The sequence below is a fragment of the Neorhizobium sp. 05N33 genome (assembly GCF_056397445.1).
In genome coordinates, this window is the sequence record NZ_JBFTNK010000004.1 from 53,678 (window position 1) to 66,903 (window position 13,226).

The following is a 13,226-nucleotide window of genomic DNA, read 5'->3' on the forward strand; positions in this document are numbered from 1 at the left end:
CATGATCCTTGCCGCCCTTCCGCGACTTCTCGTCGAACCGCCGGTGCGCGCCGCACTTCTGGAAGACCTCGGCCTAGCCGGCGACGTCACCTCCACGGCCGTCATTCCGGCCGATCATCGCTCGACGGTTGTCATGGCCGCCCGCAAGCCCGGCGTCATCGCCGGCCTCGATGCGGCGGAACTGGCCTTCCAGCTCGTCGACCCGAAGATCGTCATGACCCGCCATATCGAGGATGGCGGGGCGGTGAAGCCGGGTGACGTGATCGCCACTATCGAAGGCCCGTCGCGCGGCCTTCTGACCGGCGAACGGACGGCGCTCAATTTCCTCGGTCATCTCTCCGGTATCGCTAGCGTCACGGCCGGCATTGTCGCGGCGATCGAAGGGACCAAGGCTTCGGTCGTCTGCACCCGCAAGACGACGCCGGGGCTTCGGGCGCTGGAGAAATACGCGGTGCGCGCCGGCGGCGGCATGAACCATCGTTTTGCGCTCTACGATGCAGTGCTGATCAAGGACAATCACGTGGCGATCGCCGGCGGCATCGCCGAAGCTATCCGTCGCGCCAAGGCCGGTGTCGGGCACATGGTCAAGATCGAGGTGGAGGTCGATACGCTCGACCAGCTTTATGACGCCATGGAGATCGGCGTCGATGCGGTGCTGCTCGACAACATGACGCCGGACCAGCTTCGCGAGGCCGTCGGCATCGTTGCGGGCCGGGCGATCACCGAGGCATCCGGCGGGATCACGCCGGCGACGGCGGCCGCCGTGGCCGCCTCGGGCGTCGATCTGCTCTCCGTCGGCTGGATCACCCACAGCGCGCCGACGCTCGACATCGGGCTCGATTTCCGGTCTGCAAATTAAGTGACTGACGGCACCAGAGGCTTCCGGTGTCGTTGAAAACAATGGTACATCCTTGATCCGGAACACCGAACGGGCAAGGAATGCAAGATGCCGAGAATACCCGAAGAGCAGATCGACGCCGTGTTGGCTCTTGTCGATACCGATATTGACAAGAGCCTCGAACGTCTCTTCGACCTGATCCGGATTCCGAGCATTTCGACCGATCCAGGCTATCGCGATCAGTGCAGGGCGGCGGCCGAGTGGCTGAGCCGCGATCTCGCCTCGATCGGGTTCGATGCGTCCGTCCGGCCGACGACGGGCCATCCGATGGTCGTCGCGCATCAGAAGGAGGCTGCCGGGCCGCATCTGCTGTTCTACGGGCATTACGACGTCCAGCCGGTCGATCCGCTGGCGCTCTGGACCAGCGATCCGTTCGAGCCTCGGCTGGAGCCGTTGCCGAACGGCGACACCGCGATCGTCGCGCGCGGCGCTTCGGACGACAAGGGCCAGATGATGACCTTCGTCGAGGCCTGCCGTGCTTGGAAGGCGGTGGCCGGCAAACTGCCGGTACAAGTCAGCATTCTCTTCGAAGGTGAGGAGGAGGCGGGCAGCCCGAGCCTTGCGCCCTTTCTCGATGCGACCGCTGACGAGCTGAAGGCGGACATGGTCTATGTCTGCGATACCGACATGTGGGACCGTGAAACTCCGGCCGTCACCACCATGCTGCGCGGGCTCTACAGCACCGAGGTCGAGATCACCTGCGCCGACCGGGACCTGCATTCCGGCATGTTCGGCAATGCCGCCCGCAACGCGCTGCAGGTTTTATCAGATGTCGTCGCGAGCCTCAGGACGCCGGATGGCGGGGTGGCGGTCGAAGGCTTTTACGACGGCGTCAAGGAACTGCCGGAAGCCATCAAGGCGCAGTGGCAACGGCTGCCGTTCGATGAGAAAGGGTTTCTGGCCGATATCGGGCTGACCATTCCGGCGGGCGAGGCGGGCCGGTCGATCCTCGAACAGGTCTGGGCGCGGCCGAGCTGCGAGATCAACGGCATCAGCGGCGGTTATACGGGCGAGGGGTTCAAGACGGTCATCCCGGCCAAGGCGACCGCCAAGATATCGTTCCGGCTGGTCGACGGACAGGTTCCGGAAAAGATCCGAGATGCCTTCAAGGCGCATGTCGCGGCGCGTATTCCGGCAGACTGCTCGGTGGCGTTCAAGGATTTCGGCCTGGCGCCGGCGACCGTGATGCCGATCGAGAGCCCGTTCCTGACGAAGACACTTGCAGCGCTTTCCACCGAATGGGGGTGCGAGGCGGCACTTGCCGGAACGGGCGGCTCGATCCCGATCATTGGCGAGTTCAAGCGCCGGCTCGGCTGTGACGCGCTGCTTGTCGGCTTTGCCCGTTTCGACAACCGCGTTCACAGCCCGAACGAGAAATACGACCTGTCGAGCTTCCACAAAGGCATCCGCTCCTGGGTGCGTATTCTCGCAGCGCTCGCCGACTGATCCTGTCGCCGCTCAGGCTTTTTCGAAGAGCGGCGAGATCATCATTTCCGGAACGAGAACAAGTCCCTTGTCGGTGATGCGGATCTCCGGGATGACCGACAACGGGATAAGGTTGAAGCCCATATAGGCGATGGTGCAGCCGGCCTTTTCCCATTCGAGCTTGAGGGTCTTCACCTCGTCGGCGACCTCGTGGACGCGTTTGTCGGAGAGCAGGCCGGCGATCGGCAGCGGCACCATCGCCGTGACCTTGCCGTCCATGACAACGCAGACGCCGCCCTGTTTTTCCTCGATCGCATCCAGCGCCAGCTGCATGTCGAGCTCATTCGTGCTGGCGACGATGATGTTGTGGCTATCATGGCCGACGGAGGAGGCGACGGCGCCCTTTTTCAGGCCGAAACCGTTGAGCAGCCCGTGCGCCACGTTTCCGGATGACTTGCCATGCCGCTCGACGACGGTGACGAAGCAGAGGTCATGATGGTCGAAATGCGCCTGCCAGTCGTTGGCGGGTTCGAGCGTCACTGTGACATGGCCGAGCGTGATGCCGGGAAGCTCGGTGCGGATCGTATGGGCGGTGACCGTGTCGATCGGAAGATCGGGGGTCAACTTGAGGTTCTTCGGCAGCTTGACTGTGTGGTAGGCGGCCTCCGGATAGCGATAGGGTTTTGAAAGCGCTTCATCCAGGATTGGCGTGATCTTGCGGTTGTCGACCACCAGTTCGCCGCCGTACCAGGTGCTGACCGGCTTCAGGTCGTCGCTCAGAAGCACGAGGTCCGCCCTTCGTCCGCCGCCCATGCCGCCGATTTCGCCTTCCATGCCGAAACGGGTCGCACCGTGCAGCGAGCCCATCGCCCAGGCCTGTTCCGATGTCATACCGGCCTTGACCGCTTCGCGTGTCACCCAGTCGAGGCCGAAGGCGAGCAGATCCTCGGCGTCGCGGTCGTCGGTGCAGACGGCGACGCGTTTATGCGAGGCGCCAAGTTCGGTGATCGTCTTGATCGCATGCGGCAGGGAATGCCAAGGCGTTGTCGGCGGGCCACCGCGCAGGAAGAGCCAGACGCCGGCTTCGAGCAGGTCGTCGGCAATGTCGCGGTCGATCGCCTCATGAGTATCGGTGACGCCGGAAGCGGCGTAGGCGGCAACGAATTCCCGACCATAGACGTGGCCCGAGACCGGCCGGCCGCGCTGGAGTGCTGCTGCAAGAATGGCATGGCTGCGCTCGTCGCCCATCGCGACGGGGACGAAATCCATCTTTTCGCCGAGCGCCACGGCCTCCGGCCATTTGTCGAACAGTGCCGCGATTTTTGCCGGCGTCAGGTCGCCGCCGGCGGTTTCGAGCTGCGGAGACGTCGCCGGCACTGTGCTGGGCACGGTGAGGAAGATCGACAGTGGTGCCTGGCGCGCATCTTCAAGCATTGCCTCAACACCCGCGACATCCATGACATTGCCGATCTCGTGGCTGTCGCAGAAGATCGTCGTGGTGCCGTTCAGCAGTGCCGCCTCGGCATAAGCGCAGGCTGTCACCATCGAGGATTCGATGTGGATATGCGGATCGACGAGGCCCGGGGCGATGATGCCGCCCTTGGCGTCGTAGAGCTTTGCCGAGCCGTTCCGGTAGCTGCCGGCCGGTTTGACGGCTGCGATGCGACCACCCGAGATCCAGACCTCGCGGCCGTCGAGAATGCGCTCCGAATAGGTGGAGAGCACGCGCGCGCCCTGGATGACCAGATCGGGATCGCGGCGGGCGGAGGCGACATCCGCGAGACGGCGGGTCATGGTCGACAGGGGCTGGACGGAGAAGCGAGTGAGGGCGGGCATGAAAACCTCATTTGCAGGACTTGGGAGGGGCAGGTGAGATTGTAGGGAAAGCCGGCATGGCAAGGAAGCGCCAATCGGGAGGAATGCATTGAAGCGTTGCCGAAATTCGAACCGCCGCGGCGAAATATGCTGCTTTTCAGCAACGCCAAGGTTTGGGATAGTGGTCCGATGCAATGAGAGGCAAACGATCGGATGGCCTATATCATCACCGAACCCTGTATCGACGTGAAGGATGGCGCCTGCACGGCTGCCTGTCCCGTCGACTGCATCTACGAGGGTGGGCGGATGTTCTATATCCATCCGGACGAATGCATCAATTGCGGCCTCTGTCTTTCCATCTGTCCGGTCGATGCCATCGCCTACGACGAGGAGGCGACCGAGGCGCAGATGGCCTTCGTTCCGGTGAACCGGGATTATTTCGGTCCCGATGTCACCGGGTTGGGATCTCCGGGCGGCTGGGACAAGAGCCGGACGCGGAACCTTGATCACCCGGTGGTGACATCGGCGCCCGTACGCGAGGCGGCTCACTAAGCGCTGGTCCAGCTTCCGTAATAGGCGCGGGTGGCCGCGATCAGCTTGCCGCATCTCTCCCGCTCGATGGTCAGGCGCGGCAGGTCGGCCTTGGCCTGGGCCAGCAGTTCCTTGCGAGCCGCATCGAAATCGACATTCACGAGCCTGCCGTCTCGCATGACCGGCTGGCCGGCGACATAGACGGCCTTGGCGTGGACGGCTGACATGCGGTTCAGCAGCACTTCCGCCTCATCGAGATCGTCGAAGATGCTGTCGGCGATCAGGGCATCGTAGTCGATGACCGTAAAATCTTCGCCGAGCGGGGCGTTGACGACGGTCGCGCCGGTTTTGATCGCGGCGTCGAAGATATCGGCAGCCGTAAAGCTTCGTTCGAGTCCCCGCCCGCCATGCAGGAAATAGAGGAGCCGCATTTCGCGCCAGAGATCCTGGTCGTCGTCGAAGGCGCCGCCGTCGAGCCCGATGCCGAAGCGCAGGCTGCGCTTAACGGCTTCCGCCAGCGGCGCGATGCCGGAGCGCAGGCGCAGGTTGGCGGAGGGATTGGAGACGAGCTGGACGCCGCGTTCGGCCAACAACTCATACTCGTCCGGCCGGAGCTGAACGCCGTGGGCAACCGCCAGACGCGACGAGAGGAAGCCGATGTCGTCGAGATAGCGGACAATGCCTTGTGGGAAGCGGCGGTCCAGCCATGCCCGTTGCCGCGGGCTTTCGAGCAGGTGCATGTGGATGCGGCGATTGTTGGTGGCGGATGCCTCGGCGATCGCTTCGAGCAGCGCATTGGAGCACCATTGCGGGCCGATCGGGCCATATTGGACATCGACCAGAGGATTGGAATTCGCGGCAGCGACGGCATCGGCGGCGGCGAGCTGATCACGGAAAGGCGCATATCGAGGCGCAAGCGGGGAAAGGGCTTCCCAGTCCATGGTACTCATGAACGGTTTCAACCGTTCCGGGCCGCCGTCATAGGCCCAGGCGTCGTGGTCGAGCAGCGGGCAGGAAAGGCCGAGCCGGATACCGACATCCTTGGCCGCGCGGATCACCTCCAGGGCCTCGTCGATCATGCGGGCCGCATTCAGGGAATTGTGGCAGTGGATGGTCGCGGCGACGCCGGTTTTTGCGAGGCGCCCGAATGCGACGAGGGCTTCGAGATAGGCGTCGGTGTGGGGCCGCAGCCGCATGGTCGGGATCCAGGTTTCCAGGGCGTCGTCGAGGCTGCCGAAATCGAGCGTACGGATGCCGTAGCCGTGGTCATGGGCGTTGACCGGCATCGACAGAATGAGATCGCCAGGGACAAGGGGGATGCCAGAGGCGAGAGCGGGAAGGGCGGCTTGCGCCGCATTGCCGCGCAAAGCTTTCTGATGGCCCGGATTCGGCAGGAAACGTGTGTCCTCGTTCGATGTCACCGCTTGATGACCTCCGCGATCTGGTTGCTGAACTTTTCGAGATCGACGCTCAGCGCCTCGATTACGGCTTCGGTGGCGTGGGTGAGCTGACGGTTGTGGGGCGCGACGATGCCGACCTCCATGTTCTGCAGGCGGGAGCCGGCGATCGGCAGGGCGACCACGTCGCCGGCCTTCAGCTCCTTCAGGAGACCGAGCGGGGTGAAGAAGGCGACGCCTTCGCCGGAGAGGATCAGCGGTTTCAGCATCATCTGGTTATTGGTGGCGACAAGTGTGCGGCCGACGCGATCGAGCGAGGCGAGTTCGACGGCGATCATCGAGCTCATCACCTCGTTGTCGAGTTGCAGCAGCAGCTTGAACTGGGCGCATTCCTGCAGGGTCGCGCTCTTCTGGCGGGCGAGCGGATGATGCTTTGCAACGATCACCATCAGCGGCATGCGCACGCCATGAACCAGCTTGATGTCGTGCGGCCGTGCTAGGTCGAAGGTGATGCCGATGTCGCAATCGCCGTCGGCGACGAAATGGAAGATGTTGTTGAAATTGTCGGCGCGGATGCGGAAATCGACCGCCGGGTTTTTTCGGTGAAATCCGATCACGAATTCCGGCATGAACTGGACGGCGAGACTATCGAGGCAGGCGATATGGACGCGGCCGGTGCGCTTGCCCTGCAGGTCGCCGAGATCGGATTTCATGATCTCGTAGTGGTGTATCGTCTCCTTGGCGTGCTTCAGCACCACCTTGCCGGCGGAGGTGAGGCGCAGGCCGTCGGAGAACCGTTCGAACAGAGGCGTGCCGAGCTCGTCCTCAAGCTTGCGGATCTGGCGGCTGACGGCGGAGGTCGCCACATGCAACTCTTCGGAGGCCTTTCGGATCGAGCCGGCGCGCGCGACTTCGACGAAATATTTCAGGATACTGGCGTGCATACTCATCCCCCAAGATCCTGAAATTCATACCATACCTGAAGCGTGTTGCGATCCTTCGGATTCGCTTGCCACGCTTCCGTTCCTTGTTGGATGCATGTCTTTACCGCAAAACCGCCGCACACTTTTGCGCGACATGCATCAGCGGCCCTGCCAAACCGGAACGCGCTTTTCGCGGAAGGCCGTGACACCTTCGACAGCGTCTTCGCTTTGAAGCGCACGGATGAGCGCGGGGGTGCGCAATCCTTGAGCTTCCGCGGGGCTGAGATGACCCGTGCGGTTGACCGTCTGCTTGATCGCCTTCAGTGACAGCGGGGCGCAGGCGACGATATCGCTTACCCATTTGTCGACGGCTGCATCCAGCTGGTCGAAGGGCACGGTCTCGTTGACGATGCCGAAGCCCTGCATTTCAGCGGCGGTGAACTGTCGGCCGGTCAGCATCACCGACATGGCGAGGTTGTGGGGGATTTTGCGCTGCAGGAGCACCATGCCGCCATCGAGCGGCATGCGGCCGACGCGTGCTTCCGGCAGGCCGAACTTGGCGGTGTCGGCGGCGATCACAATATCGCAGCCGAGCACCATTTCGAAGCCGCCGCCGAGCGCATAACCGTTGACGCGGGCGATCACCGGCACGTCCAGCGATTTGCGGAAGGCAAGGCCGCCGAAGCCGTTGGTGCGGCTTTCCGCCCAATATTCGAGGCCACTCTTGGTGGCGCCGCCCTTGAGGTCGGCGCCGGTGCAGAAGGCCTTTTGGCCGCTGCCGGTCAGGACCACGCAGGAGATGTCGTCGCGGGCCTCGATCTCGGTCCAGATCGCCTCGAGTTCCTTTTCGGTCGCGGCATCGACGGCGTTCATGCGGTCAGGGCGGTCGAGCGTGACCCGTGCGACGCGGTTCTCGACGGAAAATCCGACGGTCATGCCGCGTCTCCGCGGGTTGCTTGCAAAGACCCGGCCTCTAAGGAGGCGAGGATCTCGTCATTATGCTGGCCGAGACGCGGAGGTGCGATACGCACCGAAACCGGCGCAGCGGACATGTCGATGGGAGATCCGATGAGGCGGATCGGCCCCGCGGCCGTTTCACCTGCTTCGAGGATCATCTTGTTGATGACCGTCTGCGGATCCTGAAGCGCTTCGGCGAGGTTGCGCACGGGCGCGCAGAGGATATCGACTTCTTCCAGGCGCCTCAGCCAGTAGGCGTTGCTGTTCCTGGCAAAATTCGCGCGAAAAATCTCCTGCAGTTCGGGGCGATGCGCCATCTGGGAATCGAAATCCTTATAGCGCGGTTGCGCGGAAAGATCTTCGATTTCGAGCGCGTTGCAGATGTCCTGCAGCGGGTTCTGCTTGAAGGCGCCGACCATGACGATCGCACCGTCTGTCGTGTCGAATACGCCGGTCAGCGGGAAGGCGCCCCAGTTCAGGTCCTTCTCACGCATCATGTGCGCGGCACCTTCCTGCATCTGCATGGCGAGCATGGAATTGTAGAGGCTGACGGCGACCTGCTGGCCTTCGCCGGTCTTTTCCCGATGCAGCAGCGCAAGCAGGATACCCTGCACGAGGTGCATGCCGGCGGAGTAGTCGGCAAGCGGCGTGGCGTAGATGGAGGTCGGATGGGCGCTGTCGGACTTGCGGCGCATGACGCCGGAAAGCGCCTGGGCGAGAATATCCTGACCGCCCTTGTGCTGGTAGGGGCCAGTGAGGCCGAAGCCGGTGCCGACGGCGTAGATCAGCCGCTTGTTGATCTTCTTCAGGTCATCGTAACCGAAGCCCATGCGCTCCATCACGCCGGGGCGGAAGTTGTTGACCACCACGTCGGCGCCCGCGATCAGGGCTAGAACGGCGTCGCGCGCTTCGGTGAGCTTCAGGTCCAGCGCCAGGCTCTTCTTGTTGCGGTTGAGCGAGCAGAAGACCGGGTTGTTGAGGCCGTCCGGATCGGAGCCGAGCGACCAGCGCGACAGGTCACCGATCTTGGCCTTCTCGATCTTGATGACTTCGGCGCCGTAGTCGGCGAGCGTCTGGGTGCAGCAGGGGCCGAGCATGACCTGCGTGAAATCGATTACGCGGATGCCGTCGAGGGGTAGAGAGTTCATTCCGCAGCCTCCAGGAATGTTGCATTGTCGGAGGGCACGTCGCCGGGATCGGCACCCTGGGCCCGCATCTGTTTCTGGATCGCACGAACATCGGCTTTCCGAACGGTGGTTCCGGCATTGAGCGCCACGACGGCGGCGACGCCTGCGGCCTCGCCCATCGCCATGCAGGGCGGAATCTCGCGGCTCGATTTCTGCGCCTGCGGTGTCGCCGAGTAGTGACGTCCGGCGACGATCAGCTGGTCGACTTCGCGCGGCAGCATTGAGCGGTAGGGCGTGTAATAGTCGCGGCCGCGGCAGACGGTGTCGGAGAAGTGGATACGGTTCATCACGTCGTCCTTGGTGACCACGTATTCGCCTTCGAGTAGCCGCGTCTGGCGCACGCCGGTCTGCGGCGCGAAATCGATCACATAGGCCTTCTCGAAGCCGGGCATCTTTTCACGGGTGAAATCGAGCAGGCGGGCGATACGGTTGCGGCCTTCGATTTCCGCCTTGGTGAGATCCTCGGTCTTGAGGCCGGAGAGGTTCGGCATATGCGGGCAGTTGAGCCAGACGACGCCGGGCAGCGGGGTCTTCAGCCACCAGAAGGACCAGCAGCCGCCGATCAGGCGTTTTGCCTCGTGGTCGATCTTCTTGAAGGCTTCCGGCTCCTCGAACTCGAAACGTTCGGCGGCGTCCGTATCGACGCCGCCCCAGCGGGAGACGGTGGTCAGGATGAAGTTCGATTCCACATGCGAGGCGCCGGCGGACGCCGCGACGTCGAGGTCGCCGGTCGTGTCGATGACGACATCGCCGAGGATCGCTTCCATGCCGGACTTGGTCTGGCAGATGACGCCCTTGATGGTCTTGCCCTCCATGATCGCGGAGGAGAACCAGCTATGGGTCCTGAGCTTGACGCCGGCTTCGGTCAGCACGTCATAGGAGGCGCGTTTGAAGCCGTCCGGATCGAAGGCGGCGGAGAAGCAGATCGGGTGCGGCATGGACTGGGTGTGGAAATCGAACAGGCCCCAGCGCGCCCACCGCCGCCAGGCGTCCGGCGTCTCGCGGATGTCGAGCTCGCGGTCGCGGCCGGTCGGGGTGACGCAGAGGTCCCATTTCTTCATCCGCTCGATCATCTCCATGCAGATGCCCTGCACGGTGATTTCGAGGTTGTTGATCATGTCGTCGAGCACCAGCACCATGCCGCCGGCGGCAAGTCCGCCGACATAGGGGTAGCGTTCGAGGAGGGTCACCTTGGCGCCGTTGCGGGCTGCGGAAACGGCGGCGGAAATACCCGCTGGTCCTCCGCCGACCACGACCACATCGGAACGGTCGACCACCGCGACGTTGCGCGCCGCCTGAAGAATTGTCTGTTGCATTGGTTCAAACTCCCAAAGAGTTGGGCCTGAGGACAGTTGGCTCAGTGTGTTGGGCTCAGTGCGATCCGGCCGGCTTCCAGCGGATCATCCGGGCTTCGATCACCGAGACGATGAAGAAGAGGACGACTGCAAGGACGGCAGCGATCACGACGGTTGCGTAGAGCAAAGGTGAGCGGAAATTGTAGGTCGCCTCGATGATGAGGGCGCCTAGGCCGAAGCTGGAGCCGATCCATTCGGCGACGATGGCGCCCATGACGCTGCTGGTCGCCGCAATCTTCAGTGCCGCAAACAGGAACGGCATGGAACTCGGCAGCCGCACCTTCCAGAGGATTTCCGTGTTGCTGGCAGACAGCACCCGCATCAGGTCGAGCATGGCAGGGCTCGCGGATTTCAGGCCCTGGACCATGTTGACCAAAGTCGGGAAGAAGCAGATCAGCCCGGCGATGATGATTTTTGGCGCAAGCCCGTTGCCGAAGATGAGCACGAGGATCGGGGCAAGCGCGATGATCGGGATCGCCTTGATGAACACGGCGATCGGGTAGAAGGCCTTTTCCGCCGTCGCGCTATGGACGAACCAGATCGCCAGCAGAATAGCGACGAGATTGCCGAAGACGAAGCCGAGGAAAGCCTCGAGGATCGTCGGCAGCATGTTGGTCCAGAGGATCTTGGCGTTGTCCTGGAAGGCGTAGGCGACATCGACCGGGCTCGGGGCCATGAAGGTCGGGATCTTGAAGAACCAGACGACGAGCTGCCAGAGGACCACAAGCCCGACGGCGGCTGATATCGCCGGCATATGCTTGACGAGCACGCCGGCCGTTGCATCGAGAAGCGCAATTTTGCGCTCGGGTGGGGCACCGGTCTTGGTGGTGGAGGAAACGACGTGGCTCACAGGCATTCCTCCAGAAGGCGGCGCAGATGCGCGGTGACGCCGATGAACTCGACGGTGTCACGCACGGCAAGCGAACGCGGGAAGGGGAGATCGACCTTCATGAACTCCTTGACGCGACCCGGATGGGCCTGAAGCATCAGCACGTTCTGGCCGAGGAAAGCCGCTTCCGGGATGGAATGGGTGACGAACAGGATCGTCGTTCCCGTTTCCTGCCAGACGCGCAGCAGTTCCTCGTTCAGCCGATCACGGGTGATCTCGTCCAGTGCCCCGAACGGCTCGTCCATCAGCAGGATGCGCGGCCGCGTGATCAGCGCGCGGGCGATCGCCACGCGCTGGCGCATGCCGCCCGAGAGCTCGTGAGGGAGCGCGTTTTCGCGCCCCTTCAGTCCGACCATGGCCAGCAGTTCATGCGGGTCCGCGTGGTCGCCGGTTTGGGCGTGTTTTCCGACTTCCAGCGGCAGTCGGACGTTGTCAAGTACGTTCCGCCAGGGAAGCAGCGTCGCATCCTGGAAAACGAAGGCGAAGTCGCGGCTCTCGCGAGCTTCCTGCGGGCTGCGACCGAAGACGGAAATCGAACCGTCGCTGATGTGGACGAGATCCGCCACACATCTGAGCAGGGTCGATTTTCCGCAGCCGGACGGCCCAAGCATGGTGACGAAGGCGCCTTCCGATATGTCCACGGAAACGTCGGAAAGGGCCGTGAATTCGTTGTTCCTGTCGCCGAACCTGACGGAAAGGTTTCGGATCGAAACTGCCGTCGTTGCCGGTTCGGTCTGGGGAACGCTTGGCATCAACTTCGCCGTTCCTAACATGGCCATCACCCCACCTGTTTGCGGATGTCGCTGGTGGCTTCGAGGATGGAGAAGTTCGCGACGTCGTCGACCGTCGGAACCGTTCCTTTGAACTGCTTGAGATCGGCATAGGCCTTGATCTGCGCGGCCCAGTTTTCACGCGACATGGTGCCCCAGCCGGACGCCTTGGTGGTGGCGCCGAAGGAGAAGTCGACGCACGGGGCCACGGCTTTCATTTCGCTGGCCTTGTCGAGGATCGGATAGGCCTCACAGAGCATCTCGACCGCTTCCTTCTGGTTGTTGCGGACATAACCCCAGCCCTTGGCAGCGGCGCGGGTGAAACGTTCGAGAACATCGGAATGTTTGGCGATCTGGTCGTCGGTCGTGTAGTAGACGTTGGCGTACAGCTGCAGGCCGCTGTCCCACAGCATCATGTCGACGCGGTTGTCGCCGAGGACATCGAGGGCATTGACGTTGGTGAGCCAGCCGGTGACCGCATCAGCCTGACCGGTGATCAGCTGGTTCATGTCCGAACCCATGTTGACCATCTTCACCTGGTCCTCGGCGATGCCGTTCTGGGCGAGCAGTGCGCGCAGCAGGATGAAGGCGGTCGGCTGGGTGGCGATCGTCTTGCCGATCATGTCTTTCGGGGTCTTGATCGCCTTGTTCTTCAGCGAAAAATAAGTGAAGGGGTGCTTCTGGTAGCCGGACAGGAAGGCCTTGACCGGCAGGCCTGCCGAACGCGCCAGCATCACGGACGGGCTGGAGGAAATCTGGCCGGTTGCGGACTGGCCCGATGCCACGCCCGCGACGCCGTCGACGCTTGGTCCGCCGGGGACGATTTCAAGCTCGATGCCCTGTTCTTCGAAGAAGCCCTTCTTGATGGCGGCGACTTCGCCGAGTACGCCGTTCGAGACGAGCCAGCCGAGCTGCATGCGCACCTTGGCCACATCCTTGGCATTGCCGGCGCGGATGCCGAGGACGCTGGAGGCGGCGGCGAAGCCACCCAAGGCCGCAGCGTTGGATATGAAACGGCGGCGATTCAGTGTGAAATGAGACATAGCGTTCCCCTGTTGGCCTTATGGCCTGATACATTT

The 13,226-nt window shown here is 63.1% G+C and carries 12 protein-coding genes; 3 read left to right on the forward strand and 9 right to left on the reverse strand.

What is annotated here, in order from left to right:
• Position 1 precedes the first annotated feature (1 nt).
• Positions 2–859, forward strand: coding sequence for a carboxylating nicotinate-nucleotide diphosphorylase (gene nadC, locus AC1DLT_RS12740; protein ID WP_477486954.1), 858 nt, complete (start codon positions 2–4; stop codon positions 857–859).
• An 87-nt stretch (positions 860–946) separates the two neighbouring features.
• The gene (locus AC1DLT_RS12745; RefSeq protein ID WP_477486955.1) at positions 947–2,344 is read left to right on the forward strand and encodes a dipeptidase; all 1,398 of its coding nucleotides are present in this window, start codon (positions 947–949) and stop codon (positions 2,342–2,344) included.
• 12 nt (positions 2,345–2,356) lie between these two features.
• Here AC1DLT_RS12745 and AC1DLT_RS12750 read toward each other — a convergent pair whose 3' ends face one another.
• The gene (locus AC1DLT_RS12750) at positions 2,357–4,159 is read right to left on the reverse strand and encodes an adenine deaminase (RefSeq protein WP_477486956.1); all 1,803 of its coding nucleotides are present in this window, start codon (positions 4,157–4,159) and stop codon (positions 2,357–2,359) included.
• Positions 4,160–4,351: 192 nt separating this feature from the next.
• Here AC1DLT_RS12750 and fdxA point away from each other — a divergent pair, with 192 nt between their 5' ends.
• A complete protein-coding gene (gene fdxA / locus AC1DLT_RS12755; protein ID WP_477486957.1) occupies positions 4,352–4,690 on the forward strand; it encodes a ferredoxin in 339 nt (112 codons plus the stop codon).
• On the opposite strand, the gene AC1DLT_RS12760 is transcribed toward fdxA, so the two are convergent.
• The 8 genes from AC1DLT_RS12760 to AC1DLT_RS12795 all read right to left on the reverse strand — a co-directional run bounded on the left by AC1DLT_RS12760 (position 4,687) and on the right by AC1DLT_RS12795 (position 13,190).
• Positions 4,687–6,090 carry an amidohydrolase family protein gene (locus tag AC1DLT_RS12760; protein WP_477486958.1) on the reverse strand — a complete coding sequence of 468 codons (1,404 nt, stop codon included), beginning with the start codon at positions 6,088–6,090 and terminating at the stop codon, positions 4,687–4,689. The genes fdxA and AC1DLT_RS12760 overlap by 4 nt on opposite strands.
• Positions 6,087–7,010 carry a LysR family transcriptional regulator gene (locus tag AC1DLT_RS12765; protein ID WP_477487236.1) on the reverse strand — a complete coding sequence of 308 codons (924 nt, stop codon included), beginning with the start codon at positions 7,008–7,010 and terminating at the stop codon, positions 6,087–6,089. Before AC1DLT_RS12765 ends, AC1DLT_RS12760 begins: the two co-directional genes overlap by 4 nt.
• Before the next feature lie 138 nt (positions 7,011–7,148).
• Positions 7,149–7,925: an enoyl-CoA hydratase-related protein gene (locus AC1DLT_RS12770; protein ID WP_477486959.1), complete on the reverse strand. Its 777-nt coding sequence runs from the start codon at positions 7,923–7,925 to the stop codon at positions 7,149–7,151.
• Complete coding sequence (locus AC1DLT_RS12775; protein WP_477486960.1) at positions 7,922–9,094, reverse strand: CaiB/BaiF CoA transferase family protein; 1,173 nt, start codon at positions 9,092–9,094, stop codon at positions 7,922–7,924. Before AC1DLT_RS12775 ends, AC1DLT_RS12770 begins: the two co-directional genes overlap by 4 nt.
• Positions 9,091–10,449, reverse strand: a complete 1,359-nt coding sequence (locus AC1DLT_RS12780; protein WP_477486961.1) for an FAD-dependent oxidoreductase — start codon at positions 10,447–10,449, stop codon at positions 9,091–9,093. Before AC1DLT_RS12780 ends, AC1DLT_RS12775 begins: the two co-directional genes overlap by 4 nt.
• A 55-nt stretch (positions 10,450–10,504) precedes the next feature.
• Positions 10,505–11,338, reverse strand: coding sequence for an ABC transporter permease (locus AC1DLT_RS12785; protein WP_477486962.1), 834 nt, complete (start codon positions 11,336–11,338; stop codon positions 10,505–10,507).
• Positions 11,335–12,129 carry an ABC transporter ATP-binding protein gene (locus tag AC1DLT_RS12790; protein ID WP_247136892.1) on the reverse strand — a complete coding sequence of 265 codons (795 nt, stop codon included), beginning with the start codon at positions 12,127–12,129 and terminating at the stop codon, positions 11,335–11,337. Before AC1DLT_RS12790 ends, AC1DLT_RS12785 begins: the two co-directional genes overlap by 4 nt.
• A gap of 26 nt (positions 12,130–12,155) precedes the next feature.
• Positions 12,156–13,190 carry an ABC transporter substrate-binding protein gene (locus AC1DLT_RS12795; RefSeq protein WP_247136893.1) on the reverse strand — a complete coding sequence of 345 codons (1,035 nt, stop codon included), beginning with the start codon at positions 13,188–13,190 and terminating at the stop codon, positions 12,156–12,158.
• Positions 13,191–13,226: the final 36 nt, after the last annotated feature.

Coding starts and splice junctions, on each gene's coding strand:
- nadC (WP_477486954.1), top strand. CDS start 2: ATGATCCTTGCCGCCCTTCCGCGACTTCTCGTCGAACCGCCGGTGCGC.
- AC1DLT_RS12745 (WP_477486955.1), top strand. CDS start 947: ATGCCGAGAATACCCGAAGAGCAGATCGACGCCGTGTTGGCTCTTGTC.
- AC1DLT_RS12750 (WP_477486956.1), bottom strand. CDS start 4,159: ATGCCCGCCCTCACTCGCTTCTCCGTCCAGCCCCTGTCGACCATGACC.
- fdxA (WP_477486957.1), top strand. CDS start 4,352: ATGGCCTATATCATCACCGAACCCTGTATCGACGTGAAGGATGGCGCC.
- AC1DLT_RS12765 (WP_477487236.1), bottom strand. CDS start 7,010: ATGCACGCCAGTATCCTGAAATATTTCGTCGAAGTCGCGCGCGCCGGC.
- AC1DLT_RS12770 (WP_477486959.1), bottom strand. CDS start 7,925: ATGACCGTCGGATTTTCCGTCGAGAACCGCGTCGCACGGGTCACGCTC.
- AC1DLT_RS12775 (WP_477486960.1), bottom strand. CDS start 9,094: ATGAACTCTCTACCCCTCGACGGCATCCGCGTAATCGATTTCACGCAG.
- AC1DLT_RS12780 (WP_477486961.1), bottom strand. CDS start 10,449: ATGCAACAGACAATTCTTCAGGCGGCGCGCAACGTCGCGGTGGTCGAC.
- AC1DLT_RS12790 (WP_247136892.1), bottom strand. CDS start 12,129: ATGCCAAGCGTTCCCCAGACCGAACCGGCAACGACGGCAGTTTCGATC.
- AC1DLT_RS12795 (WP_247136893.1), bottom strand. CDS start 13,190: ATGTCTCATTTCACACTGAATCGCCGCCGTTTCATATCCAACGCTGCG.